Raw genomic sequence first — 19,016 nt, forward strand, 5'->3', positions numbered from 1 at the left:
GGTGTCACTGATGAGCAGCCTCAAAACGCTGGTTTTCTTCGCCACACCACCGCACGACTGCAGCTATCTGCCAGACCGCGAGGCGACCACCATGTTCGTGGACCCACGAGCGCATGTGGACAAGCGCCTCTACAGTCAGCTCACAGCGCTCGGTTTCCGGCGCAGCGGATCTCACTACTACCGTCCCCACTGCGAAACCTGTAACGCCTGCATTCCAGTAAGACTGAATGCGGAAAAATTCATCCCCAACCGGTCGCAGCGGCGGGTCTGGAAACGTAACGACGACTTGTCGTTCCGGGTCTCTCCGGCACGCTTCCAGGAAAACTACTATCAGCTTTATGCCCGTTATATCGAAGAGCGCCACTTCGACGGCGATATGTACCCGCCTTCCCGGGAACAGTTCACTTCATTCCTCGTAGAGGGCGCCAACCAAAGTGAGTTCCTCGAAATGTGGCACGACGAACGGCTTATCGGCCTTGCGGTGGTAGACGCTCTGGATGACGGCCTATCAGCCATCTACACGCTATTCGATCCGGACGAGGATGAGCGTGGTCTTGGCACGCTGGCCATTCTTTGGCAAATTGAGGAGGCCAAGCGGCGTAGACTTCCTTATCTTTACCTGGGTTACTGGATCCGTGAGTGCCGCAAGATGAACTACAAGGCTCGCTTCAAACCCCTCGAAGCCCTAATTGGCGGCCACTGGCAGCAACTTATCGCCAGCGGTTAGGCGCCACCGACCTACGCACCAGCACCTTCGGTATTTATCGGGTGTCTGCTTTTGCTATACGCTCATAATTCAGGCAGAATTGCGCACATTTATACGACCGGCACCGGTAATGGCTTGATTTTTACCGGCGCCGACCCGATGTAATAGGTTCACGACCATTACGCCCAAGACATACATTAAAATTGTGAGGTTTCTACTGAATGGCAAAAGCTGATGTCATTGAAATGGAAGGCGTCATTGTCGATACCCTTCCGAACACCATGTTCCGCGTCGAGCTGGCCAACGGCCATGTCGTTACCGCACACATCTCTGGCAAGATGCGCAAGAACTACATTCGCATCCTGACTGGCGACAAGGTCAAGGTTGAGCTGACTCCCTACGACCTGAGCAAGGGCCGCATCGTTTATCGCGCCCGTTAATACCCAGTCCGTTTATAGTCTGCGTAGCCAATAGTCTGCACAGTCGAGTCCGCTGCCGCTAGTTTCTACGGTCTTAGCACCCGCGCTCCCTTTCCGGGCCGAGCGCGACAGATGGCGGACAACGAACTGGAGAATGAAAGCCCCACATGGGGCTTTTTTTTGTATCTAGCGCGCAAGTACAAACGCACTAAACAGACCAAAAAAAACCCGCTCCGGTGGGAGCGGGTTCGGTTTTCAGAACAGCAATCGTTAGACCGCTTCGGCGGGTTCGTTCTCGTACTCGAAGACCAGATCGTCGTCCTCGAGGTGAACATGCACTTCCCCACCACTTTCCGCTAATGCACCAAACAGGATCTGCTCCGCCAGCGGCCGCTTGATCTTATCCTGGATCAGACGCGACATCGGGCGAGCCCCCATGGTGACGTCGTAGCCTTTACCCGCCAACCAACGCTTGGCCTCATCGTCCACATGCAAGACCACACGTTTCTCGTCCAACTGGGCCTGAAGCTCCGTCAGGAACTTGTCCACAACGTGCGTGATGGTATCCCGGTTGAGATCTTCGAACTGGATAATGCCATCCAGCCGATTACGGAACTCCGGCGTGAACGTCTTGGTAATAATCTCCATGCCATCCGTACTGTGATCCTGCTCGCTGAAACCTATGGAGCGTCGGCTCATCGATTCCGCACCGGCGTTGGTCGTCATCACCAAAATCACGTGGCGGAAATCGGCCTTACGCCCATTGTTGTCAGTCAGCGTACCGTGATCCATGACCTGCAACAGCAGATTGAACACTTCCGGATGCGCTTTCTCGATTTCATCCAGCAGCAGCACACAGTGCGGCTGTTTGTTCACCGATTCGGTCAACAAGCCACCCTGATCAAAGCCCACATAGCCCGGAGGCGCCCCGATCAAGCGGGAAACGGTGTGCCGCTCCATATACTCGGACATGTCGAAGCGCACCAGCTCGATACCCAAGACCTTGGCCAACTGCCGTGTGACCTCGGTCTTGCCTACACCGGTAGGACCGGCGAACAGGAAGGCACCTTCCGGCTTCTCCGGCGCTTTCAAGCCGGCACGGGCCAGCTTGATCGCGGTGGACAGCGACTCGATGGCTCGATCCTGGCCAAACACGACCATCTTAAGATCGCGCTCCAGGTTACGCAGCAAATCCTTGTCGCTGGTGGACACGCTCTTCGGCGGGATCCGCGCGATGGTTGCCACGACATCCTCAATTGAGGACACGCCGATCACCTTGCGCCGCTTGTTGGTCGGTAGCAGACGCTGACGGGCGCCGGCCTCATCGATCACATCGATCGCCTTATCCGGCAGATGACGGTCGGTGATGTAGCGATCAGCCAGTTCTGCGGCAACGCGCAAGGCTTTGTCGGTGTACTTAAGATCGTGATGTTTCTCGAAATGCGTCTTCAGCCCGCGAAGGATCTGGTAGGTATCCTCGACGCTGGGCTCGTTGACGTCGATCTTCTGGAACCGGCGCGCCAAGGCACTGTCTTTTTCGAAAATGCCACGGAACTCAGAAAAGGTCGTGGAGCCGATACAACGGATCTCACCCGAACTTAGCAGTGGCTTGAGCAGATTCGATGCATCCATCACACCTCCGGACGCGGAACCAGCACCTATTATCGTGTGAATCTCATCGATAAAGAGGATCGCGTGATCCACTTTCTTGAGCTCGGCCAGTAGACCCTTGAACCGCTTCTCGAAATCACCGCGATACTTCGTCCCCGCCAGCAACGCGCCGAGATCCAGCGAAAAGACAATGCCATCGGAAATAACATCCGGCACCTGGCCGTCGACGATACGCTTAGCCAGGCCTTCAGCAATAGCCGTCTTGCCGACACCGGCTTCGCCGACCAGCAAGGGGTTATTTTTGCGACGGCGAACCAGGATCTGGACCACACGTTCAACTTCGTGCTCACGACCGATCAGAGGATCGATGCGCCCCTTACGTGCCTGTTCGTTCAGGTTAGTGGCGTAGCTTTCCAGCGGCTTCGAGGAGGCGCCGTCTTCACCCACTTCTTCTTGGGCGTGATCTGTGCCGCCTTCCTGTTCCTCGCTGCCCTGTACGCGAGAAATACCGTGGGAGACGTAATTGACCACATCGATCCGGGCAATGTTCTGTTTTTTCAGAACGTATACGGCCTGGCTCTCCTGTTCGCTAAAGATGGCCACGAGCACATTGGCACCAGTGACTTCCTTCTTGCCGGAAGACTGGACATGGAATACGGCCCGTTGTAGCACGCGCTGAAATCCCAAGGTGGGCTGGGTTTCGCGCTCGCTGTCGTTGTGTGGAATAAGGGGCGTGGTTGAATCCACAAACTCCAGGAGTTCTTCCTGAAGCCGCTGAAGATCCGCGCCGCAAGCCTTAAGGACTCCCACCGCCGAGTCATTATCCATCAAAGCGAGCAACAGGTGCTCGACGGTCATGAATTCATGACGCTTGTCCCGGGCATTCTTGAACGCTGTATTCAGCGTAATTTCCAGATCTTTGCTTAGCATGGGCCACCCCAAGGTCTATCAGTCCGCACGTTCAATCTCGCAAAGCAACGGGTGCTCGCACTCCGAAGAGTACTGGTTCACCTGCGCCGCTTTAGTTTCCGCGATGTCACGGGTATATACCCCACATACGGCTTTTCCCTGTGTATGGACGAGCAGCATCACCTGCGTCGCCTTCTCTTCATTCATACTGAAGAATTTCATCAGGACATCAACGACAAAGTCCATCGGTGTGTAATCGTCGTTGAGGAGAATGACCCGAAAACGTGCAGGACGTTTCAGCGCGGGTTTCTCCGGAGAGACGGCCAGACCATCTTCGCGATCTGGGTCCTGTTCATCCTCCCCTTGATTTAATATTAGTAGAGAATTCTCGATGTTCCGCATGATTCATTACCGGATTTTAGATAACGAGGAGCGGTGCAAGTTCCGCTCCTTCACAGAAGGTGGTTCCGCAGACTCAAGTTTTCAAGATGAATCTGCTAATTACGTTGACCAAAAGCATCACGACGCCGGCGAAGCAGCGCCTGTTAAGGAACCCGTGAATAACATCCACGTCGGATCTAACGTAAAGGTTAAAGCAACTCGCAATCATTCAAAACAATGCCCAACGGCAACGCGCGATTTGTAGGAATGCCGGGGGCTCGTCAAAACTCGCGATACGCTCGAAGACGTGATCGTTAACCGCGACAGTTATTCGCGATAGCTAACGTGGATTGTTCCAAAAGCTCCGAAGGCTGCGTTCTGACCATTGCGTCCGACGCCCCCTAATCTTGCAAAACGCCCGTATCAGCCATTAACTGCGAGTCACTTGCATCTTTCAGCACAATCAGCGTCGGTTGGGGGGAACATTTTAAAGTCGCTGAATCGGAGGCGTCATAAACTGACCTCATATTAACGCCTACGCAGTCCGCTCAACCAGTACTTTGCGGTACTTTGGCTATTGACTCAGAAGGAATATTGGTCAACAGTAGAATCGGCAATGTAAAATTCTGTAAATCCCGGGTCGAGAGCTCGATTCGGCCGGTTTCATCGGTTCATTAGCCGTTCCGGTATTCATAAATTAATGAATAGCAATAATAAGACGAGCAGGAAAACAAGGGAGTGAATCATGCCTCAAGGCAAAGTGAAGTGGTTCAACAACGCCAAGGGTTACGGCTTCATTATCGAGGATGGCGGTAGCGAAGACTTATTCGCTCATTTCTCGGCCGTACAAATGGATGGCTACAAAACGCTCAAAGCCGGCCAGGCGGTTAGCTTTGACAAAAAACCGAGCGACAAAGGCACACACGCTATCAACATCGTTCCCCTGGATCGACTTGAGAAGCGCGAACCGACGTCGCATTCCCAGACACAAGCCGCGAATTCCGAGCACTCGGATTCCGAAAGCGAAGCTACCGAAGGCTCGGAAACGCGCAGTCATCTGCGAACCATCCACGCCTGACGGTAGCTGTTGGTCGCTTAGCGGATAGCGCCGAATAATTTCGGAGCTGCCCCCTAAGACCAAAAACTTTTTCATTCAGGTTCATTGCGAGCCGGATAAGAGGCATTTATTGATTAAATTTTCCGCTCCAGTCAATTTTAAAACTGTGCAGACACCATAAAATCTACTTCAGGCCAGGCCGACCTCGGTTGATCCGGGTCGGCCTTTTCTCGCTCTGGCTCGGCCTGCAAACGTCGCAGGCGCTCAGTAGTGGCGAATAGTGGCGAGGTCACTAGATCGTCGGCCCAGCGTCCTCTCCTTCCACAAGCTCTAGTTTTACTGGGCTCTAGCTTCACTAAAATCTAGTATTACTACATGCTCACGGACAGCCGCGTGGCAATACGGTAATTTTAAAGCCGCCCAACCCTATCGTCCCGAACGTTTCATGGCCAATCTGATCCTGTTAAACAAACCGTTCAACGTCCTCTGTCAATTCACGGACAACGAGGGCCGAGCCACCCTCGCTGACTATGTTGGCGTCAGCGATGTCTATCCAGCCGGCCGTCTCGACTACGACTCCGAAGGTTTGGTACTGCTGACCGATGACGGTGCGCTTCAACACCGTATCGCCTCGCCTCAACAAAAAATGGCGAAGACCTATTGGGCACAGGTTGAGGGAAACATCGACGACGAGGCCCTAGCGCGATTGTCCAACGGCGTTGTACTGAAGGACGGCCCAACTCGCCCCGCCAAAGTGCATCGATTGACGGAGCCAGACCTCTGGCCCCGCAACCCGCCGGTGCGTTTTCGCGCGAATGTACCCACCAGCTGGATCGAGCTAACGATCACCGAAGGAAAGAATCGCCAGGTCCGCCGGATGACCGCAGCCGTCGGCTTTCCTACCCTGCGACTCGTACGGACATCGATCGGCGACTGGGATATCGACGGGTTAGCCCCGGGTGGCACCCGGCAACTTCAGATCCACACACCCCAGAAAGACATGCGTCGCCGCACTCATGCCCCCCGACGCCACCCGACGAGCACACGCAAGAAAAGGAACCGCTGAATGACATGGAAACCACACGCCACCGTCGCCGTGATCGCCGTAAAGGACGGGCGCTTTCTAATGGTGGAAGAACGCAGTCATGGCCGTATCGTCTTCAATCAGCCCGCCGGCCACGTCGAACAGCACGAAACCATCCTCGATGCCGCACGCCGTGAAGCGCTTGAAGAAACAGGTTGGGAAGTTGAGCCGCGGCACTTCCTCGGACTCTATACCTACGTAGCTCCGGCAACCGACGCCACCTATTACCGCTTCTGTTTTGTTGCCGATGCAGTCAAGCACGCCACCGAGGAGCTGGACCCCGACATTATTGCTGCCCACTGGCTCACCTACGAGGAGCTGCGTGAACGCCAGGACGACCTACGCAGCCCCCTGGTCCTCAAGTGTATTGAAGACTACCTGGCGGGCCGCCGATTTCCTCTCTCCGTGATTGTCGATCCTGCGGGATAGAGAACTGTTCGCCTAAAATGAATGACTTTGGCCGATACTTGTTAGTACTACTTGTTAGTACTAAAGAGACTAGTCGCAACTACGGATCGCGCGCGCGGCCAAAACTGATAGAATGCGCGCCAAACTTTTTTATTTTTTGGTTGCAGTGTCCTTTTTTCGGTTACCGACCCATTCTCGATGACTAACTCGTCCTGACTACTCATGACTCGATACGCGCCTCAAGACCATCACAACACCCGGGTTATCGTCGGCATGTCCGGCGGTGTGGATTCCTCCGTAGCGGCTCTGCTGCTCAAGGAACAGGGTTATGCGGTTGAAGGCCTGTTCATGAAAAACTGGGACGAGGACGATGGCACCGAATACTGCACCGCCATGACAGACCTCGCCGATGCCCAGATGGTCGCGGACGAAATCGGCATTACCCTGCATACCGCCAGCTTTGCCGCCGAATACTGGGATCGGGTGTTCGAGCACTTCCTATCGGAATATCGTGCCGGGCGCACGCCAAATCCGGATATTCTGTGCAACAAGGAAGTGAAGTTCCGTGCATTCCTCGATTACGCGATGACCCTGGGCGCGGATTACATTGCCACTGGCCACTATGCGCGGCGGGATATCGGGCCTGATAGCAATGCACGCCTGCGCAAAGGCCTCGACCCCAACAAAGACCAAAGCTATTTCCTGCACGCCGTCTCCGGTGAGCGCATTGGTCGTACGCTGTTTCCTGTGGGAGAGATCGAGAAGCCCGAAGTCCGCCGCCTGGCAGAGGCAGCAGGCCTTGCGACCCATGACAAGAAGGATTCCACCGGAATCTGCTTTATTGGCGAGCGGAAGTTCCGCGATTTCCTCAAGCAGTACATTCCTGCACAACCGGGCAGCATAGAAGCGCCGAATGGCGAGGTTATCGGCCGCCACCAAGGGCTGATGTACCACACCATCGGCCAACGGCAGGGACTGGGCATTGGCGGTCTGAGCAATTTCAGCGACGATCCTTGGTACGTTGCCGAGAAAGACCTTGATCGCAACGTTTTGATTGCAGTACAGGGCAAACAGCATCCCCTGCTCTTCTCTCGAGGCTTGACCAGCGGACCGATCGATTGGGTTGCAGGGCAACCGCCTGCGACCGAATTTCGTTGTCACGCCAAAACCCGCTACCGTCAGCCCGATCAGCCTTGTACCGTACGTCTTGAAGGGACCGGTTGCCGGGTTGATTTCGACGAAGCTCAACGGGCGGTGACACCGGGCCAATCCGTGGTGTTTTACGATGGCGACATTTGCCTGGGCGGCGGCGTCATCGAGACCACCCGGCGCGACGGCGAGTCTGAAATCACCGCGGTTGAGTCCGCCGGATCTGTGGCTCGTCCCGCTTGATGATCTGGCTTGAGCCGCTGATCGCCAGCGGTTCCCAGTCGCAAACAAGACCCAACTGGCATGACCGCCAACCGGGCGGCAACGAAGAGTGAGGTAGCGTTGAGTCGATCACTGGAAGAACAGACCTTAGCCCTGGCCGGGGTATTTCAGGCCGCTGCGCTGGTACAGCAGATTGCTCATCGCGGTCAGTGCGCCCAGTCCACCTTCGAAACCTGTATCGGCTCGCTATTCGCGACGGATCCCCCCAACACGCTCAGCGTTTACGGTGAGCTGAGCGACCTGCGTGAAGGACTTGCCGTTCTGGGCAGTCTGCTGCAGAAACAGGAAGGCCAACAGGACATCGAGATCCTTCGTTACGCCCTCAACCTGGTACATCTGGAGTCACGCCTGCGTAAGCACAAGGATATGCTGCAGATCATCGGCAGCCGGATCGATCAGGCCCGCCATACCGCTGATCACTTCGGCTATAACCACATGAATCTCGTCAACAATCTTGCCTCTGTCTACACCGACACCATCAGCACGTTCCGTCTGCGCATCCAGGTTACCGGCGACCCCAATCAGCTACGTGTGGAAGAGAACGCGGCGCGGATTCGCGCCCTGCTGCTGGCCGGGATTCGGTCTGCGGTGCTTTGGCGCCAGACCGGCGGCCGCCGCTGGCATCTCGTGTTCTACCGCAAACGCGTGGTCGAAATGGCACGACGCCTCTCCGAACAGGCCAACCAGTCCGTTTTCCATTAGCGTTCCGGCGGGGACATCAGTCGCCGCTCGGCTCCCCGATGCGCCTTGGGTGGTGTATCATAGACGCCATTTTCAACAGCAGTGAACGCTCCGGCCGCTCCCTCCTACGGTTTGGCCACCCGATTCACTGCAGTCATAGCATGATCTTTTTGAGAGGTTTCCGATGGAATTGACGTCCCTGACCGCCATCTCACCGGTTGATGGCCGGTACGGCGAAAAAGTCCGCATTTTTCGCGAAATATTCAGCGAGTATGGCCTGATCAGGAACCGCGTCACTGTCGAGATCCGTTGGCTGCAGCAGTTGGCGGCACATCCGGGAATCAGCGAAGTACCCACGCTATCGGAGGAAGCCAACACGGTTTTGAACAATTTGGTAGCCGATTTCAGCCTGGCCGACGCCGAGCGCATCAAGACCATCGAGCGCACGACTAATCACGACGTCAAAGCTGTCGAGTACCTCATTAAGGAAAAAATCGCCGACACGCCCGAGCTGCATGCGATCACCGAATTCGTGCACTTTGCCTGCACATCGGAAGACATCAACAATCTATCCCATGGACTCATGCTGCGCGAAGGGCTGGATTTGGGCCTGATCCCGGGTATGCAGAAGATCATCGACAAGTTGGCCGATTTGGCCCGGCAGCACGCCGAGCAGCCGATGCTCTCACGTACGCATGGCCAGACGGCGTCGCCCACGACCGTTGGTAAAGAATTCGCCAACGTCGTCTATCGGCTGCGCCGCCAACTGGAGCAGATCAAACGCGTAGAAATCCTTGGCAAGATTAACGGTGCGGTGGGCAACTACAATGCCCATCTGTCCGCCTACCCAACTGTAGACTGGGCCGCCAACGCTGAAGCCTTCGTCGCTACCCTGGGCCTCGACTGGAATCCATACACGACCCAGATCGAACCGCACGACTACGTTGCCGAGCTCTACGACGCCATCGCTCGCTTCAATACCATCCTGATCGACCTGGACCGGGATATTTGGGGCTACATCTCGCTGGGTTATTTCAAGCAAAAAACCGTGGCTGGCGAAATCGGTTCGTCCACGATGCCCCACAAGGTGAACCCGATCGATTTCGAGAACTCGGAAGGCAACCTCGGCATCGCTAACGCCCTGTTCAGTCATCTTTCCGCCAAGCTGCCCGTTTCCCGCTGGCAACGCGACCTGACCGATTCCACTGTGCTGCGCAATCTGGGCGTCGGTTTTGCCCACAGCTTGATTGCCTATGAGGCCACGCTCAAAGGCCTGAGCAAGCTGGAAGTGAACCCTTCGCGCCTCGACGAGGATCTGAACCAAGCGTGGGAAGTACTGGCTGAGCCGATCCAGACCGTGATGCGTCGTTACAACATCGAAAAGCCTTACGAGAAGCTCAAAGAGCTAACCCGCGGCAAAGCCATGACGCCGGAACTGATCCAGGACTTCGTGCGCAACCTCGAGATCCCCCAGAGTGCCAAAGACGAACTACTGGCGTTGACGCCGGCCAACTACATCGGCAACGCTGTCACCCAGGCCAAGGCCATTTGATATGCAGCTTCCCGGCGGTCTGGATGCAGCGGTTTTCCTACGGGACTACTGGCAGAAAAAACCTTTGGTGGTACGACAGGCTTTTCCTGGCCTGTCATCACCTGTAACGCCGGACGAACTCGCCGGGCTGGCCTGTGAACAGGCCGTCGAATCCCGAATCGTCATCGAGAATGACAATGGACGGCCCTGGCAATTGGAAAACGGTCCGTTCGAACCGCAGCGCTTTGAAAGCCTGCCATCCACCCACTGGACCCTACTGGTTCAGGGACTGGATCACTGGGTGCCCGAGCTTAGCCCCCTGCTCGACCAATTCAGGTTCGTGCCCAATTGGCGGCTGGACGATATTATGGCCAGTTACGCACCGGAAGGCGGGAGCGTCGGGCCCCACTACGACCAGTACGACGTTTTCCTGCTCCAGGCCCAGGGTCGGCGCGAGTGGCACTTTGGCGGCCAGTGCGACGACAGTTCACCGCGTGTGCAAGGAACGCCGCTTCGCATACTCGAAGCCTGGCAGGGGGAAGAAACCCAAATCCTCGAGCCCGGCGATATGCTCTACTTGCCTCCGGGCGTTGGCCACCACGGCATTGCGCTGGACGACTGCATCACCCTATCCATCGGCTTCCGTGCTCCCAGCCATGACGATATCCTGACCGGTTTTAGCGATTTCCTCTGCAACCAGCCGGGTGCCGGCCAGCTATTGAAGGATCCGGAGCTAGAGGTTCAGACCAATCCCGGACTGATCAGCGATGCCTCGGTCGCCGGCATTGCAAGGATTGTCGAACAGGCGTTGGGCAAACAGGATCTTTTGGCACTCTGGCTGGGCCACTACACGACCGCCCCCAAGAGCAACGACATTGTTGTGCCGCCGGACGAGCCGATAGATACCAAAGAATTACACGCTGACCTTGAACACGGGCAAACCCTGCGTTGGAATGAAGGCTCGCGCTTTGCTTATCGCCCATTTGGCGAGCAAGTAGCGCTGTTCGTCGACGGCGAGCGCTATATGCTTAACGGTGAAGCTCAGGCCATTGCGCCGATCCTGTGCGCCAGCTCCGAGCCCGACTCTACAGCGTTGGCCAGGCTGGCCCAAGATCCAGCCTTGTCGGGCTTACTGGTGACCCTAATCAACCACGGCAGTCTCTACTTCGAATGACACTGAACATTCGCAAATACAGCTGGCAACTGGCGCCTTCCAGCGTTGGCGACATCCGTCAACGCGTTTTTATAGACGAACAGGGCGTACCGCCGGAATTAGAGTGGGACGACACCGACGAAATCTCCGACCATTACTTGGCGGTACTTCCGGATAACACGCCAGTAGCCGTCGCACGCCTCGTGCCCTCCGTTATGGACGTCGGTCGCATCGGGCGCATGGCTGTCCTCAGGGAACATCGCGGCCAGGGCTATGGGGACCAGCTTTTGCGCCACCTGGTCGCTGAGGCTGCGCCGCAATACGATGAGCTCTGGCTCAGTGCCCAAGAGTACGCGATCGCCTTCTACGAGCAGGCGGGTTTCCATGTTTGTTCGACGCCCTACGACGATGCCGGCATCCCACACGTCGACATGCGTTGTCTGGCGGCAAACCAGATTATGGCGCGTCAGGATGAACAGCTGAGCACGCCAGCCGTCTCCGGTAAGGACGACACCACCTGGCATTTCGAGACTGAACGGGATTGCCTGGACCTGATGGATTCCGTCGCGGGACAAGCGAGCCAGCGGATTTGGCTCTATGATCGCCTATTGGATCACGATCTCTACGATCGCAAACGGTTGCGGGATATTTTTTCCCTGATGGCCCGGCGCCACCGGGTGTCCGAAATACGCATCCTGGTCCACGACGACAAACCGCTGGTCCAACGACGCCACCAGCTTGTGGAATTGATGCGGCGCTTACCCAGCAAGATTGAGCTGCGGTTGGTCAACGGCAACTACCCGGCTGGAGAACAACCTTATCTGCTGGCCGACCGTCAGGCGCTTGCCTATCGTCACCGTTTCGATGGCATCGAAGGCTGGGCAAAATTCAGCGACCCGGGCGGGGTAAAACGTCAATCCGAAGCCTTCCAACGTATGTGGGATACGGCTCGCTCCTCGTTGGAGCTTCGCGAACTGCCGCTTTGAGTCAATCGCCGCGCTAGTGTGCCGTGCGGTTAATTCGCTGATCTACTGCGCGGCACACTCGTACACCTATCGCCTGACTCGCCTTGATGGTCTGGCGATACGGTCGCCCTTTGACGGCGCCCTACCGTTCCGACTGCAACGCCGACGGCAATTCCTGACTCTCGAACGGCTTGCCGAATTCAGCGAATTCGGTATCCACCTCGGCCGCTACGTCCATGATCAACCGGCGCAGCCACTGATGGTCAGGATTGTGCTGTAGCAGGGGGCTCCAGGCCATTTTCAATTCGAAGGGGGGGATTCTAAACGGCGGCACCTTGACCACCAAATTCGGATTGTCTTTTTGTAGCCATGCCGCCCGGCTGGGCAAGGTGGCGATCAGGTCATGCTGCTCTGCTAACAGCATGGCTACTTGGTAGTGGCGGGTGAAAACGGAAATTTGACGTTTGCGTCCCATCAGCGTCAAGGCTTCATCCACCCAGCCCAAACGCTGTACATCCTTGGGGTTTACCCCGACGCCGACACCGAAACCGGTTTTGCTGACCCAGATGTGACTTGCGTCCAGGTAGGTATCCAAGGTGAAAGGCTCTCTCAGGATAGGATTGCGAGCATTCATCAGGCAGGCGAAATACTCCGTCCATAGGGTTTTTTGGTGAAAGGATTGGGGCAATTTGTCGAAGCGGTTGATGGCCATATCCAGACGGCCCTGTTCCACATCCAAAAAACTGACGTCGCTGGGCGTCAGTACATCAAGCGTCACATGCGGCGCTTCTTGCCGGATTCTGCGCAAGACGCGCGGCATCAGGCAGGATTCCGCGTAGTCACTGGCCATGATACGGAAAACCCGATGACTTTCCGCAGCGGCAAATTCCGACTTGGCCTGCACCGCACGCTCTATGTCCGCCAGCACGTTACGCACTAAAGGCTTGAGCTCCAAAGCCCGCTCGGTAGCGGTCATGCCCTCGCTAGTGCGCACCAGCAAGGGATCGCCAAAAAGGTCCCGCAACCGGCGCAGGCCGTTGCTCATGGCGGGCTGGGTGATGCCCAGGTGGTTAGCTGCCTTGGTGACGTTTTGCTCACGCAAGAGTACATCGAGGTAAACCAGCAGGTTTAGGTCTACACGGGAAATATCCATTCTCTAGCCCTGTAAACGGTATTCGGAAGACCGCAGCATATCATTCATAAAAAAAATGAAAACAGAGCGTGCATCATCCGAATCCATTAACACACTGCTCGCAACGTCAAATCTTGCCAACTGAGCACCTTACACACACAACTTAACCCTTTGACTGATTGTATTGCGCTATACTCGGGCGGACATGCGCCACCTACCCTACCGGAACCGGCGACCACGCTACGTTTAGCGCTGCCGGCAAGGGTGCTGAATCGTTAGTTATTCCACAGATTTTCAGGCATCAGAGGGTGTTGCAAACTGTCGCGAACGGGTTGAGCAGGTCGGAATTTCAGCGAAAGCGCCGTTGACCAAGGAAAAATAGGCACGGTGATCGGATTTGCACCGCAAAAGGAATTCCAACGCCGTAAGGCTGACTGCTGTCGTTTTGCAACAGCCTAACTACAGGTACTGAAAGACGGCCGTAAGAATTATGGATACCACTACAATCGTCATCTTTTTCGCTGTTATCGTCCTGTTGTCGATTGCCGCGATTGTCTTCACTCAGGCGCGGGAACGAGCGAAAATAGATCGCGCCCGGCGGGTAAAAGCCCTTGAGGACAGTTATCGCCTAAGCCGTCGACTGCTGGAGGAACTACCCCCGCAATATTTGACACGCGATCTGAAGTCGATCCTGCTTATGCGGGGAGAGGAAGTCTGCCGCGAACTCGAGCCTCTAAAGAGCAACCTCCCGGTTAGCCAATGGAAAGCCGAAATCCAGACCCGCAGACAGCAGATGGAAGACGGAGCCGATGAGCGCTCGCCCCAGCGCATCGAAACGCCGGCTCGGGCTAATGAAGTCAAAGGCCTGTTGCAGACTTTGTTCAAAGTTGTCGAAGGCATGCAAAAGCGCAACCGGCTAGACAGCAAACTGGCGCGCAAGAACATGAAGCTGATCCTGTTCCTGATCCACAAAACCCAGGCCGATCTGCATGTCTCCCAGGCCAGAGAACACACTCGCGAGCAGCAGTACCGCAAAGCCATACACGCCTACCACTTAGCGTCGACCGAGCTGGGTAAGGCGAAAGACAACCCGATGGCGCTGAAGGCGGTCAAGAGCTTCAGAACGCGCATCAAGGAACTCGAAAGTGTGCTTGCGGGCGAAAGCCCGAAAACCGAGGATGAAGAAAAGCATCGCCTGAACAAGGAATGGGATTCATTCCTCCACGACGAGGAATGGAAAAAGAAAGCGGACTACGACGAGTAAGGTCCGGACAAGGATTGTTTGAACCGTGAGCATGCCCTTCACTAAACGCCTGTCTTTCCGGCTGACCCGTAGCACGGTTCTGTTGGCGATGCTTTTGGGCATTCTGCTCAACATGTTCCAGGTTACCCTGGATTACTTTCACGCACGCAAGAGTATGGACGAGGAAATCCGGGCGCTGATGGACATCAGTTACAGCCCGGCCTCCCAAATCGCCTATAACATCGATACGCGACTGGCTAAGGAATTGCTGGACGGCCTGCTACGCCATCCGGCCATCGTCGATGCCCGTATCGCCGACCCCGATGGCCGCATCCTCGCGGCTTCGAACCGCCAATCCAGCGACTCCCGCTACCGGGTGCTAAGCGACTTCCTGTTCGGCCCCAACCGGGAGTACAGCGAGAATCTTCGCGTTCCCCAACTGGAAGAGATTCCGCTGGGCCGGTTAGAAGTGCGCATCGACACCCATCATTACGGCACAGCGTTTATCAGTCGCGCAACCAACACGTTGATCAGCGGCTTCATTAAGAGTCTGGTGCTGAGCATCATTCTGCTGTTCATTTTTTACTTTATTCTGACCAAACCCCTGCTGAGGGTGATCCAGTCGCTACGCGAGGTCGAACCTAAGGCTCCGGAAAAAATGCGGCTGCCCGTTCCAGCGAAGCACGATGATGACGAGATCGGCCAGATGGTCGGCATTATCAACCAGCACTTGGATACGATCGACAACAGCCTCGACCAGGTTCGGCTTGCCGAGAGCAAGATGAAGCATTATTCCTCCAAACTGGAACGCGAGGTGGAGGACCGAACCCGGGAAATTTCGGAAAAGAACGAGGCCCTGCAGCGAGGTAACCGGGCTCTGATCAAGACCAAGGAAGATGCCGTCCACCGCGCCCGCAGCCGCGCCAACTTCTTGGCCAGCATGAGCCACGAGATTCGCACTCCCCTCAACGGCGTGCTGGGCATGCTCAATCTCGCCCTCGAAGGCGAGCTCGAAGGCAGCCAGCGCAACCGTCTTGAAATCGCTTACAACGCCGGTCAAAGTCTGCTGAGCCTCCTTAACGACATCCTCGACATTTCCAAGGTCGAAGCGGGCAAGTTGAGCCTGGAGGCGATCGAGTTCAGCCTTAGGGATGTCATCGAAGAGTGTGCAACCCTGCTGAGCCAGCAAGCGCGAAACAGACAGATCGAACTGGTCATCGACCTTGATCCGGCGCTACCGGAAATCTATCAGGGCGATCCCACGCGCGTGCGCCAGATCGTCAACAACCTTCTGGGCAATGGTATTAAGTTCACCGAATCGGGCGAGGTGCGGATTCGCGCCCGCAATCAGAATGGCGAAACGCGGATTGATGTGATCGATACCGGCATCGGCATGGCTGAAGATACCCTGCGGCGGATTTTCTCGCCGTTTTCTCAGGGCAAAGCCGATACCACCCGGCGTTACGGCGGTACGGGGCTTGGTCTGACGCTATGCCGGCAGCTGGTCGAACGCATGCACGGTCAGATCAGCGTGGAATCCCGCGAGAACAAGGGCACCCACTTTACCGTGATATTGCCCATGCCGGTCCGAGCACCGGCACGCGCTGCAGACTTCACCTCACCAGCCTTAAAGGAGTTTGGTGTCGCCCTCGATATTTCCCATGCCAATCCGCATCGATTGCCTCTGGAACGCCAGCTTCAGGCTTGGAATATTCCGGTTCTCGAGCCGGATGCAGAAGCACCGAGCGCGTATCTCTGCGAGACAACCGCCTGGACCCGTGGCGCACTCACCGATCGCCGCCTGCCCTGCCCGTTGATTCTGCTCGGCGAACCCCAGCAATCGATCCGGTCGGTATCAGGAAGCGAGCTACGCGTTGTGACGCTGCCTCTACGCCGAAGCCAGCTTGAGGAAGTGCTGAACGTAGCGACCGGCGGTACGGCGAAAGTCCGCGATGGAGGTGAGGAAGCCATTTCCCAGCCGAGCGAAGGCCTGAGCATCCTGTTGGTGGAAGACAACCGGGTGAATCAGATCGTTGCCAGCAGTATGCTGCGCAAGCTGGGCTACCGGGTAGATTTGGCGGAAAACGGTGAACGAGCCATCTCCGCCCTCAATCACAGCCGCTACGATATCGTGCTGATGGATTGCCAGATGCCGGTGCTTGACGGCTACGAAGCGACTGAACGCATCCGTCGCAATCCGGCTTGGCGTGAGCTTCCCATCATCGCGGTCACGGCGAACGTCATGCAGGGCGATAAGGACGACTGTCTTGCCGTCGGCATGAACGACTACATCACAAAACCCTACAACAAGCACGAGCTGCAAAACATTATCGAGCGCTGGGCCGCCAACGGCGGCACACGCAGCCGAGACCCGGAATAGTCGCTCAGGACTTTAGCGCATTGCGCCGTGAATGGTCTGGCCCCCATCCGGAGCCCTTGGCAAAACCCAGCGCCGGACGTGGGCCCTGCCTGGCTGCCAGAGACCCTAGAGTTTCCTTATTACCCTAGGGCAACCGATCCAGCAGGGACTGTAGCGACGCCCTTAAATTCCGCGCCTGTGCCAGTTCCAAACCGCTACGGCACAGCAGAGCCCCGGGGATTTCCAGCGCCCGCTCTCGCAACTGTCTTCCCTCGCCGGTCAAACGGACCGTAACGATCCTTTCGTCGTCTACACGACGCGTGCGGGTGAGCAAACCTCGCGCTTCGAGCCGCTTGAGCAGTGGTGTCAGGGTGCCGGAATCAAGCCTCAGACGCCGCCCCAGCCAAGACACGCTGATGACCTCCTCCGCTTCATTCGCCACCGGGGCAGCTCGATCCGCTTCCCACAACACGAGCATGACCAAATACTGTGGATAGGTCAGCCCAAGCGCATCCAGCAACGGCCGGTATAGTCCTGTCATCGCCCGGTTTGCGGCGTACAGGGCAAAACAGACCTGATTATCGAGCGCCAGCGGGTCGTCGCTGTTCATAATTGACTCTTCGTTTGTGGCCGGCTTCCCGTCCACAGCCGACACCTAAAGAAGTTTCTCGATGTCCTTGCGAATGGCCTCGGGTTTTGCCGTCGGCGGGTAGCGCTTAACCACAGCACCCTTCGGATCGACCAGGAACTTGGTGAAGTTCCACTTGATCTTCTCCGACCCCATAACCCCCTTTGCCTCGCCTTTGAGAAACCGGTATAGCGGGTGGGCGTTCGGGCCATTGACCTCGATTTTGGCGAACATGGGAAAGTCCACACCGTAGTTGAGGCTACAGAACTGGCTGATCTCGTCATCGGAGCCCGGATCTTGGCTCATGAACTGATTACAGGGAAAGCCCAGGACCTCGAAATGCTCTCCGCCCAAATCTTGGTGTAGCTTTTGAAGCCCATCAAACTGGGGCGTGAAGCCACATTTGCTCGCCGTGTTAACGATCAGGAGTACCTTACCCCGATAGTCGCCAAGGATTCGGCTTTCGCCTTTGATGTCTTTAACTTCGATGTCGTACAAAGCCTGCGCAGACATAAGCCTCTCTCCTGAGCTCTGCCGAGAAAATGTCCCGCACTTGCTCAAACGGGCCGGGACATATTTTTGTAAATTGTATTGTGCACAACCAAAATAGATTAACAAGCATTGAAATCCGCCTGGCCCGCCAGGACTAATCGACGGTCATCGAAAGGATTCGACTGATATGAGCCAACGGTCGCCCGCATTGAGATTGCCACTCGATGAAAGCATCGTTGACCTTTTGCCTATCCGCTTTGCGGCTTGGCTTTCCGTCCACAGCGTCGCTGGCGATCAAGGCAGCTATGACATCATCGGTCAGCAGGAACGTATCGCGACCGGCGAGACGCAAAAATCGGGCACCGGATTGCCCGCCCATACGCTGGAAACGTTTGCCCAGCCAAGCCCATAAGCCGAACAGATCGCTGTCTGGCCAAGCCGCGATAACCTGACCAAACCCGCCTTCAGCTTTACTGATTCGATGCATCTCTCCAGCATTGGCCGGAATGGTCCGCAACTTGCCCCAGTGCCGAATCAAGGCTCGATTCTGCATCGCCTGTTCCAACTGCTCTTCAGATAGCAGCATGAGCTTTTCCGGCTCGAACCCCCAAAAGTACGTTTCGAAAGCCGGCCAGCGGTCGTTGATGACGCTATGTTTCATACCGGCCTGGAATATCCGTCGCGTCATCGCTGACAGAAGCTCCCGGTCAGGCCTATTCGCAACCTCTTGCGTGGAAAGAACCGCCGGCATGAGCCCGGCTAGCGCCTCCGGCCCTCCGACCCGGGCTGCGGCGCGATCTTCGATCACCTGAAAAGCGAGCATGAC

18 protein-coding genes are annotated in these 19,016 nt (G+C 56.4%); 12 read left to right on the plus strand and 6 right to left on the minus strand.

All coding sequences use genetic code 11. From position 1 onward, the window contains the following. Nucleotides 1-10: 10 nt before the first annotated feature. A complete protein-coding gene (locus tag FXO11_RS11165; RefSeq protein WP_148863044.1) occupies nt 11-727 on the plus strand; it encodes an arginyltransferase in 717 nt (238 codons plus the stop codon). A 200-nt stretch (nt 728-927) separates the two neighbouring features. Further along, nucleotides 928-1,146, plus strand: a complete 219-nt coding sequence (gene infA / locus FXO11_RS11170; protein WP_148863045.1) for a translation initiation factor IF-1 — start codon at nt 928-930, stop codon at nt 1,144-1,146. Between the two features lie 249 nt (nt 1,147-1,395). Here infA and clpA read toward each other — a convergent pair whose 3' ends face one another. Then, entirely contained in the window at nt 1,396-3,666 is a 2,271-nt protein-coding gene (gene clpA / locus FXO11_RS11175; RefSeq protein WP_148863046.1) for an ATP-dependent Clp protease ATP-binding subunit ClpA, read from the minus strand. An 18-nt stretch (nt 3,667-3,684) separates the two neighbouring features. Next, nucleotides 3,685-4,047 carry an ATP-dependent Clp protease adapter ClpS gene (gene clpS, locus FXO11_RS11180; protein WP_148863047.1) on the minus strand — a complete coding sequence of 121 codons (363 nt, stop codon included), beginning with the start codon at nt 4,045-4,047 and terminating at the stop codon, nt 3,685-3,687. A gap of 724 nt (nt 4,048-4,771) precedes the next feature. On the opposite strand from clpS, the gene cspD reads away from it, so the two are divergent. The 8 genes from cspD to FXO11_RS11220 all read left to right on the plus strand — a co-directional run bounded on the left by cspD (nt 4,772) and on the right by FXO11_RS11220 (nt 12,357). Then, nucleotides 4,772-5,104, plus strand: coding sequence for a cold shock domain-containing protein CspD (cspD, locus tag FXO11_RS20620; protein ID WP_148863048.1), 333 nt, complete (start codon nt 4,772-4,774; stop codon nt 5,102-5,104). Nucleotides 5,105-5,528: 424 nt separating this feature from the next. Beyond that, entirely contained in the window at nt 5,529-6,149 is a 621-nt protein-coding gene (locus tag FXO11_RS11190; RefSeq protein ID WP_148863049.1) for a pseudouridine synthase, read from the plus strand. Next, nucleotides 6,150-6,596 carry an NUDIX hydrolase gene (locus FXO11_RS11195; protein WP_148863050.1) on the plus strand — a complete coding sequence of 149 codons (447 nt, stop codon included), beginning with the start codon at nt 6,150-6,152 and terminating at the stop codon, nt 6,594-6,596. 201 nt (nt 6,597-6,797) lie between these two features. Next, nucleotides 6,798-7,967, plus strand: coding sequence for a tRNA 2-thiouridine(34) synthase MnmA (gene mnmA / locus FXO11_RS11200; RefSeq protein ID WP_148863051.1), 1,170 nt, complete (start codon nt 6,798-6,800; stop codon nt 7,965-7,967). A 99-nt stretch (nt 7,968-8,066) separates the two neighbouring features. Continuing rightward, complete coding sequence (hflD, locus tag FXO11_RS11205; RefSeq protein WP_148864888.1) at nt 8,067-8,708, plus strand: high frequency lysogenization protein HflD; 642 nt, start codon at nt 8,067-8,069, stop codon at nt 8,706-8,708. A 163-nt stretch (nt 8,709-8,871) separates the two neighbouring features. Next, on the plus strand, nt 8,872-10,239 hold the full coding sequence (gene purB, locus FXO11_RS11210) for an adenylosuccinate lyase (RefSeq protein WP_148863052.1): 1,368 nt from the start codon (nt 8,872-8,874) through the stop codon (nt 10,237-10,239). A gap of 1 nt (nt 10,240) precedes the next feature. Further along, nucleotides 10,241-11,392, plus strand: a complete 1,152-nt coding sequence (locus FXO11_RS11215) for a cupin domain-containing protein (RefSeq protein ID WP_148863053.1) — start codon at nt 10,241-10,243, stop codon at nt 11,390-11,392. Then, nucleotides 11,389-12,357 (plus strand): GNAT family N-acetyltransferase, encoded by a 969-nt coding sequence (locus FXO11_RS11220; protein WP_148863054.1) that lies wholly within the window; start codon nt 11,389-11,391, stop codon nt 12,355-12,357. The genes FXO11_RS11215 and FXO11_RS11220 overlap by 4 nt, the downstream gene beginning before the upstream one ends. A gap of 121 nt (nt 12,358-12,478) precedes the next feature. On the opposite strand, the gene FXO11_RS11225 is transcribed toward FXO11_RS11220, so the two are convergent. Further along, a complete protein-coding gene (locus FXO11_RS11225) occupies nt 12,479-13,489 on the minus strand; it encodes a LysR family transcriptional regulator (protein ID WP_148863055.1) in 1,011 nt (336 codons plus the stop codon). A 469-nt stretch (nt 13,490-13,958) separates the two neighbouring features. On the opposite strand from FXO11_RS11225, the gene FXO11_RS11230 reads away from it, so the two are divergent. Together FXO11_RS11230 and FXO11_RS11235 are read left to right on the plus strand one after the other, a co-directional pair. Next, entirely contained in the window at nt 13,959-14,732 is a 774-nt protein-coding gene (locus FXO11_RS11230; protein WP_148863056.1) for a hypothetical protein, read from the plus strand. 31 nt (nt 14,733-14,763) lie between these two features. Beyond that, entirely contained in the window at nt 14,764-17,091 is a 2,328-nt protein-coding gene (locus FXO11_RS11235) for a hybrid sensor histidine kinase/response regulator (protein ID WP_148864889.1), read from the plus strand. A 124-nt stretch (nt 17,092-17,215) separates the two neighbouring features. On the opposite strand, the gene FXO11_RS11240 is transcribed toward FXO11_RS11235, so the two are convergent. From FXO11_RS11240 to FXO11_RS11250, 3 genes are all read right to left on the minus strand, one after another. Then, nucleotides 17,216-17,680, minus strand: a complete 465-nt coding sequence (locus tag FXO11_RS11240) for a MarR family winged helix-turn-helix transcriptional regulator (RefSeq protein ID WP_148863057.1) — start codon at nt 17,678-17,680, stop codon at nt 17,216-17,218. A gap of 45 nt (nt 17,681-17,725) precedes the next feature. Next, complete coding sequence (locus FXO11_RS11245; protein ID WP_148863058.1) at nt 17,726-18,211, minus strand: glutathione peroxidase; 486 nt, start codon at nt 18,209-18,211, stop codon at nt 17,726-17,728. A gap of 133 nt (nt 18,212-18,344) precedes the next feature. Next, nucleotides 18,345-19,013: a DNA-3-methyladenine glycosylase I gene (locus FXO11_RS11250; RefSeq protein ID WP_148863059.1), complete on the minus strand. Its 669-nt coding sequence runs from the start codon at nt 19,011-19,013 to the stop codon at nt 18,345-18,347. Nucleotides 19,014-19,016 lie beyond the last annotated feature (3 nt).

Origin of the sequence: Marinobacter fonticola, from assembly GCF_008122265.1 — a bacterium.
GTDB lineage: Bacteria > Pseudomonadota > Gammaproteobacteria > Pseudomonadales > Oleiphilaceae > Marinobacter_A > Marinobacter_A fonticola.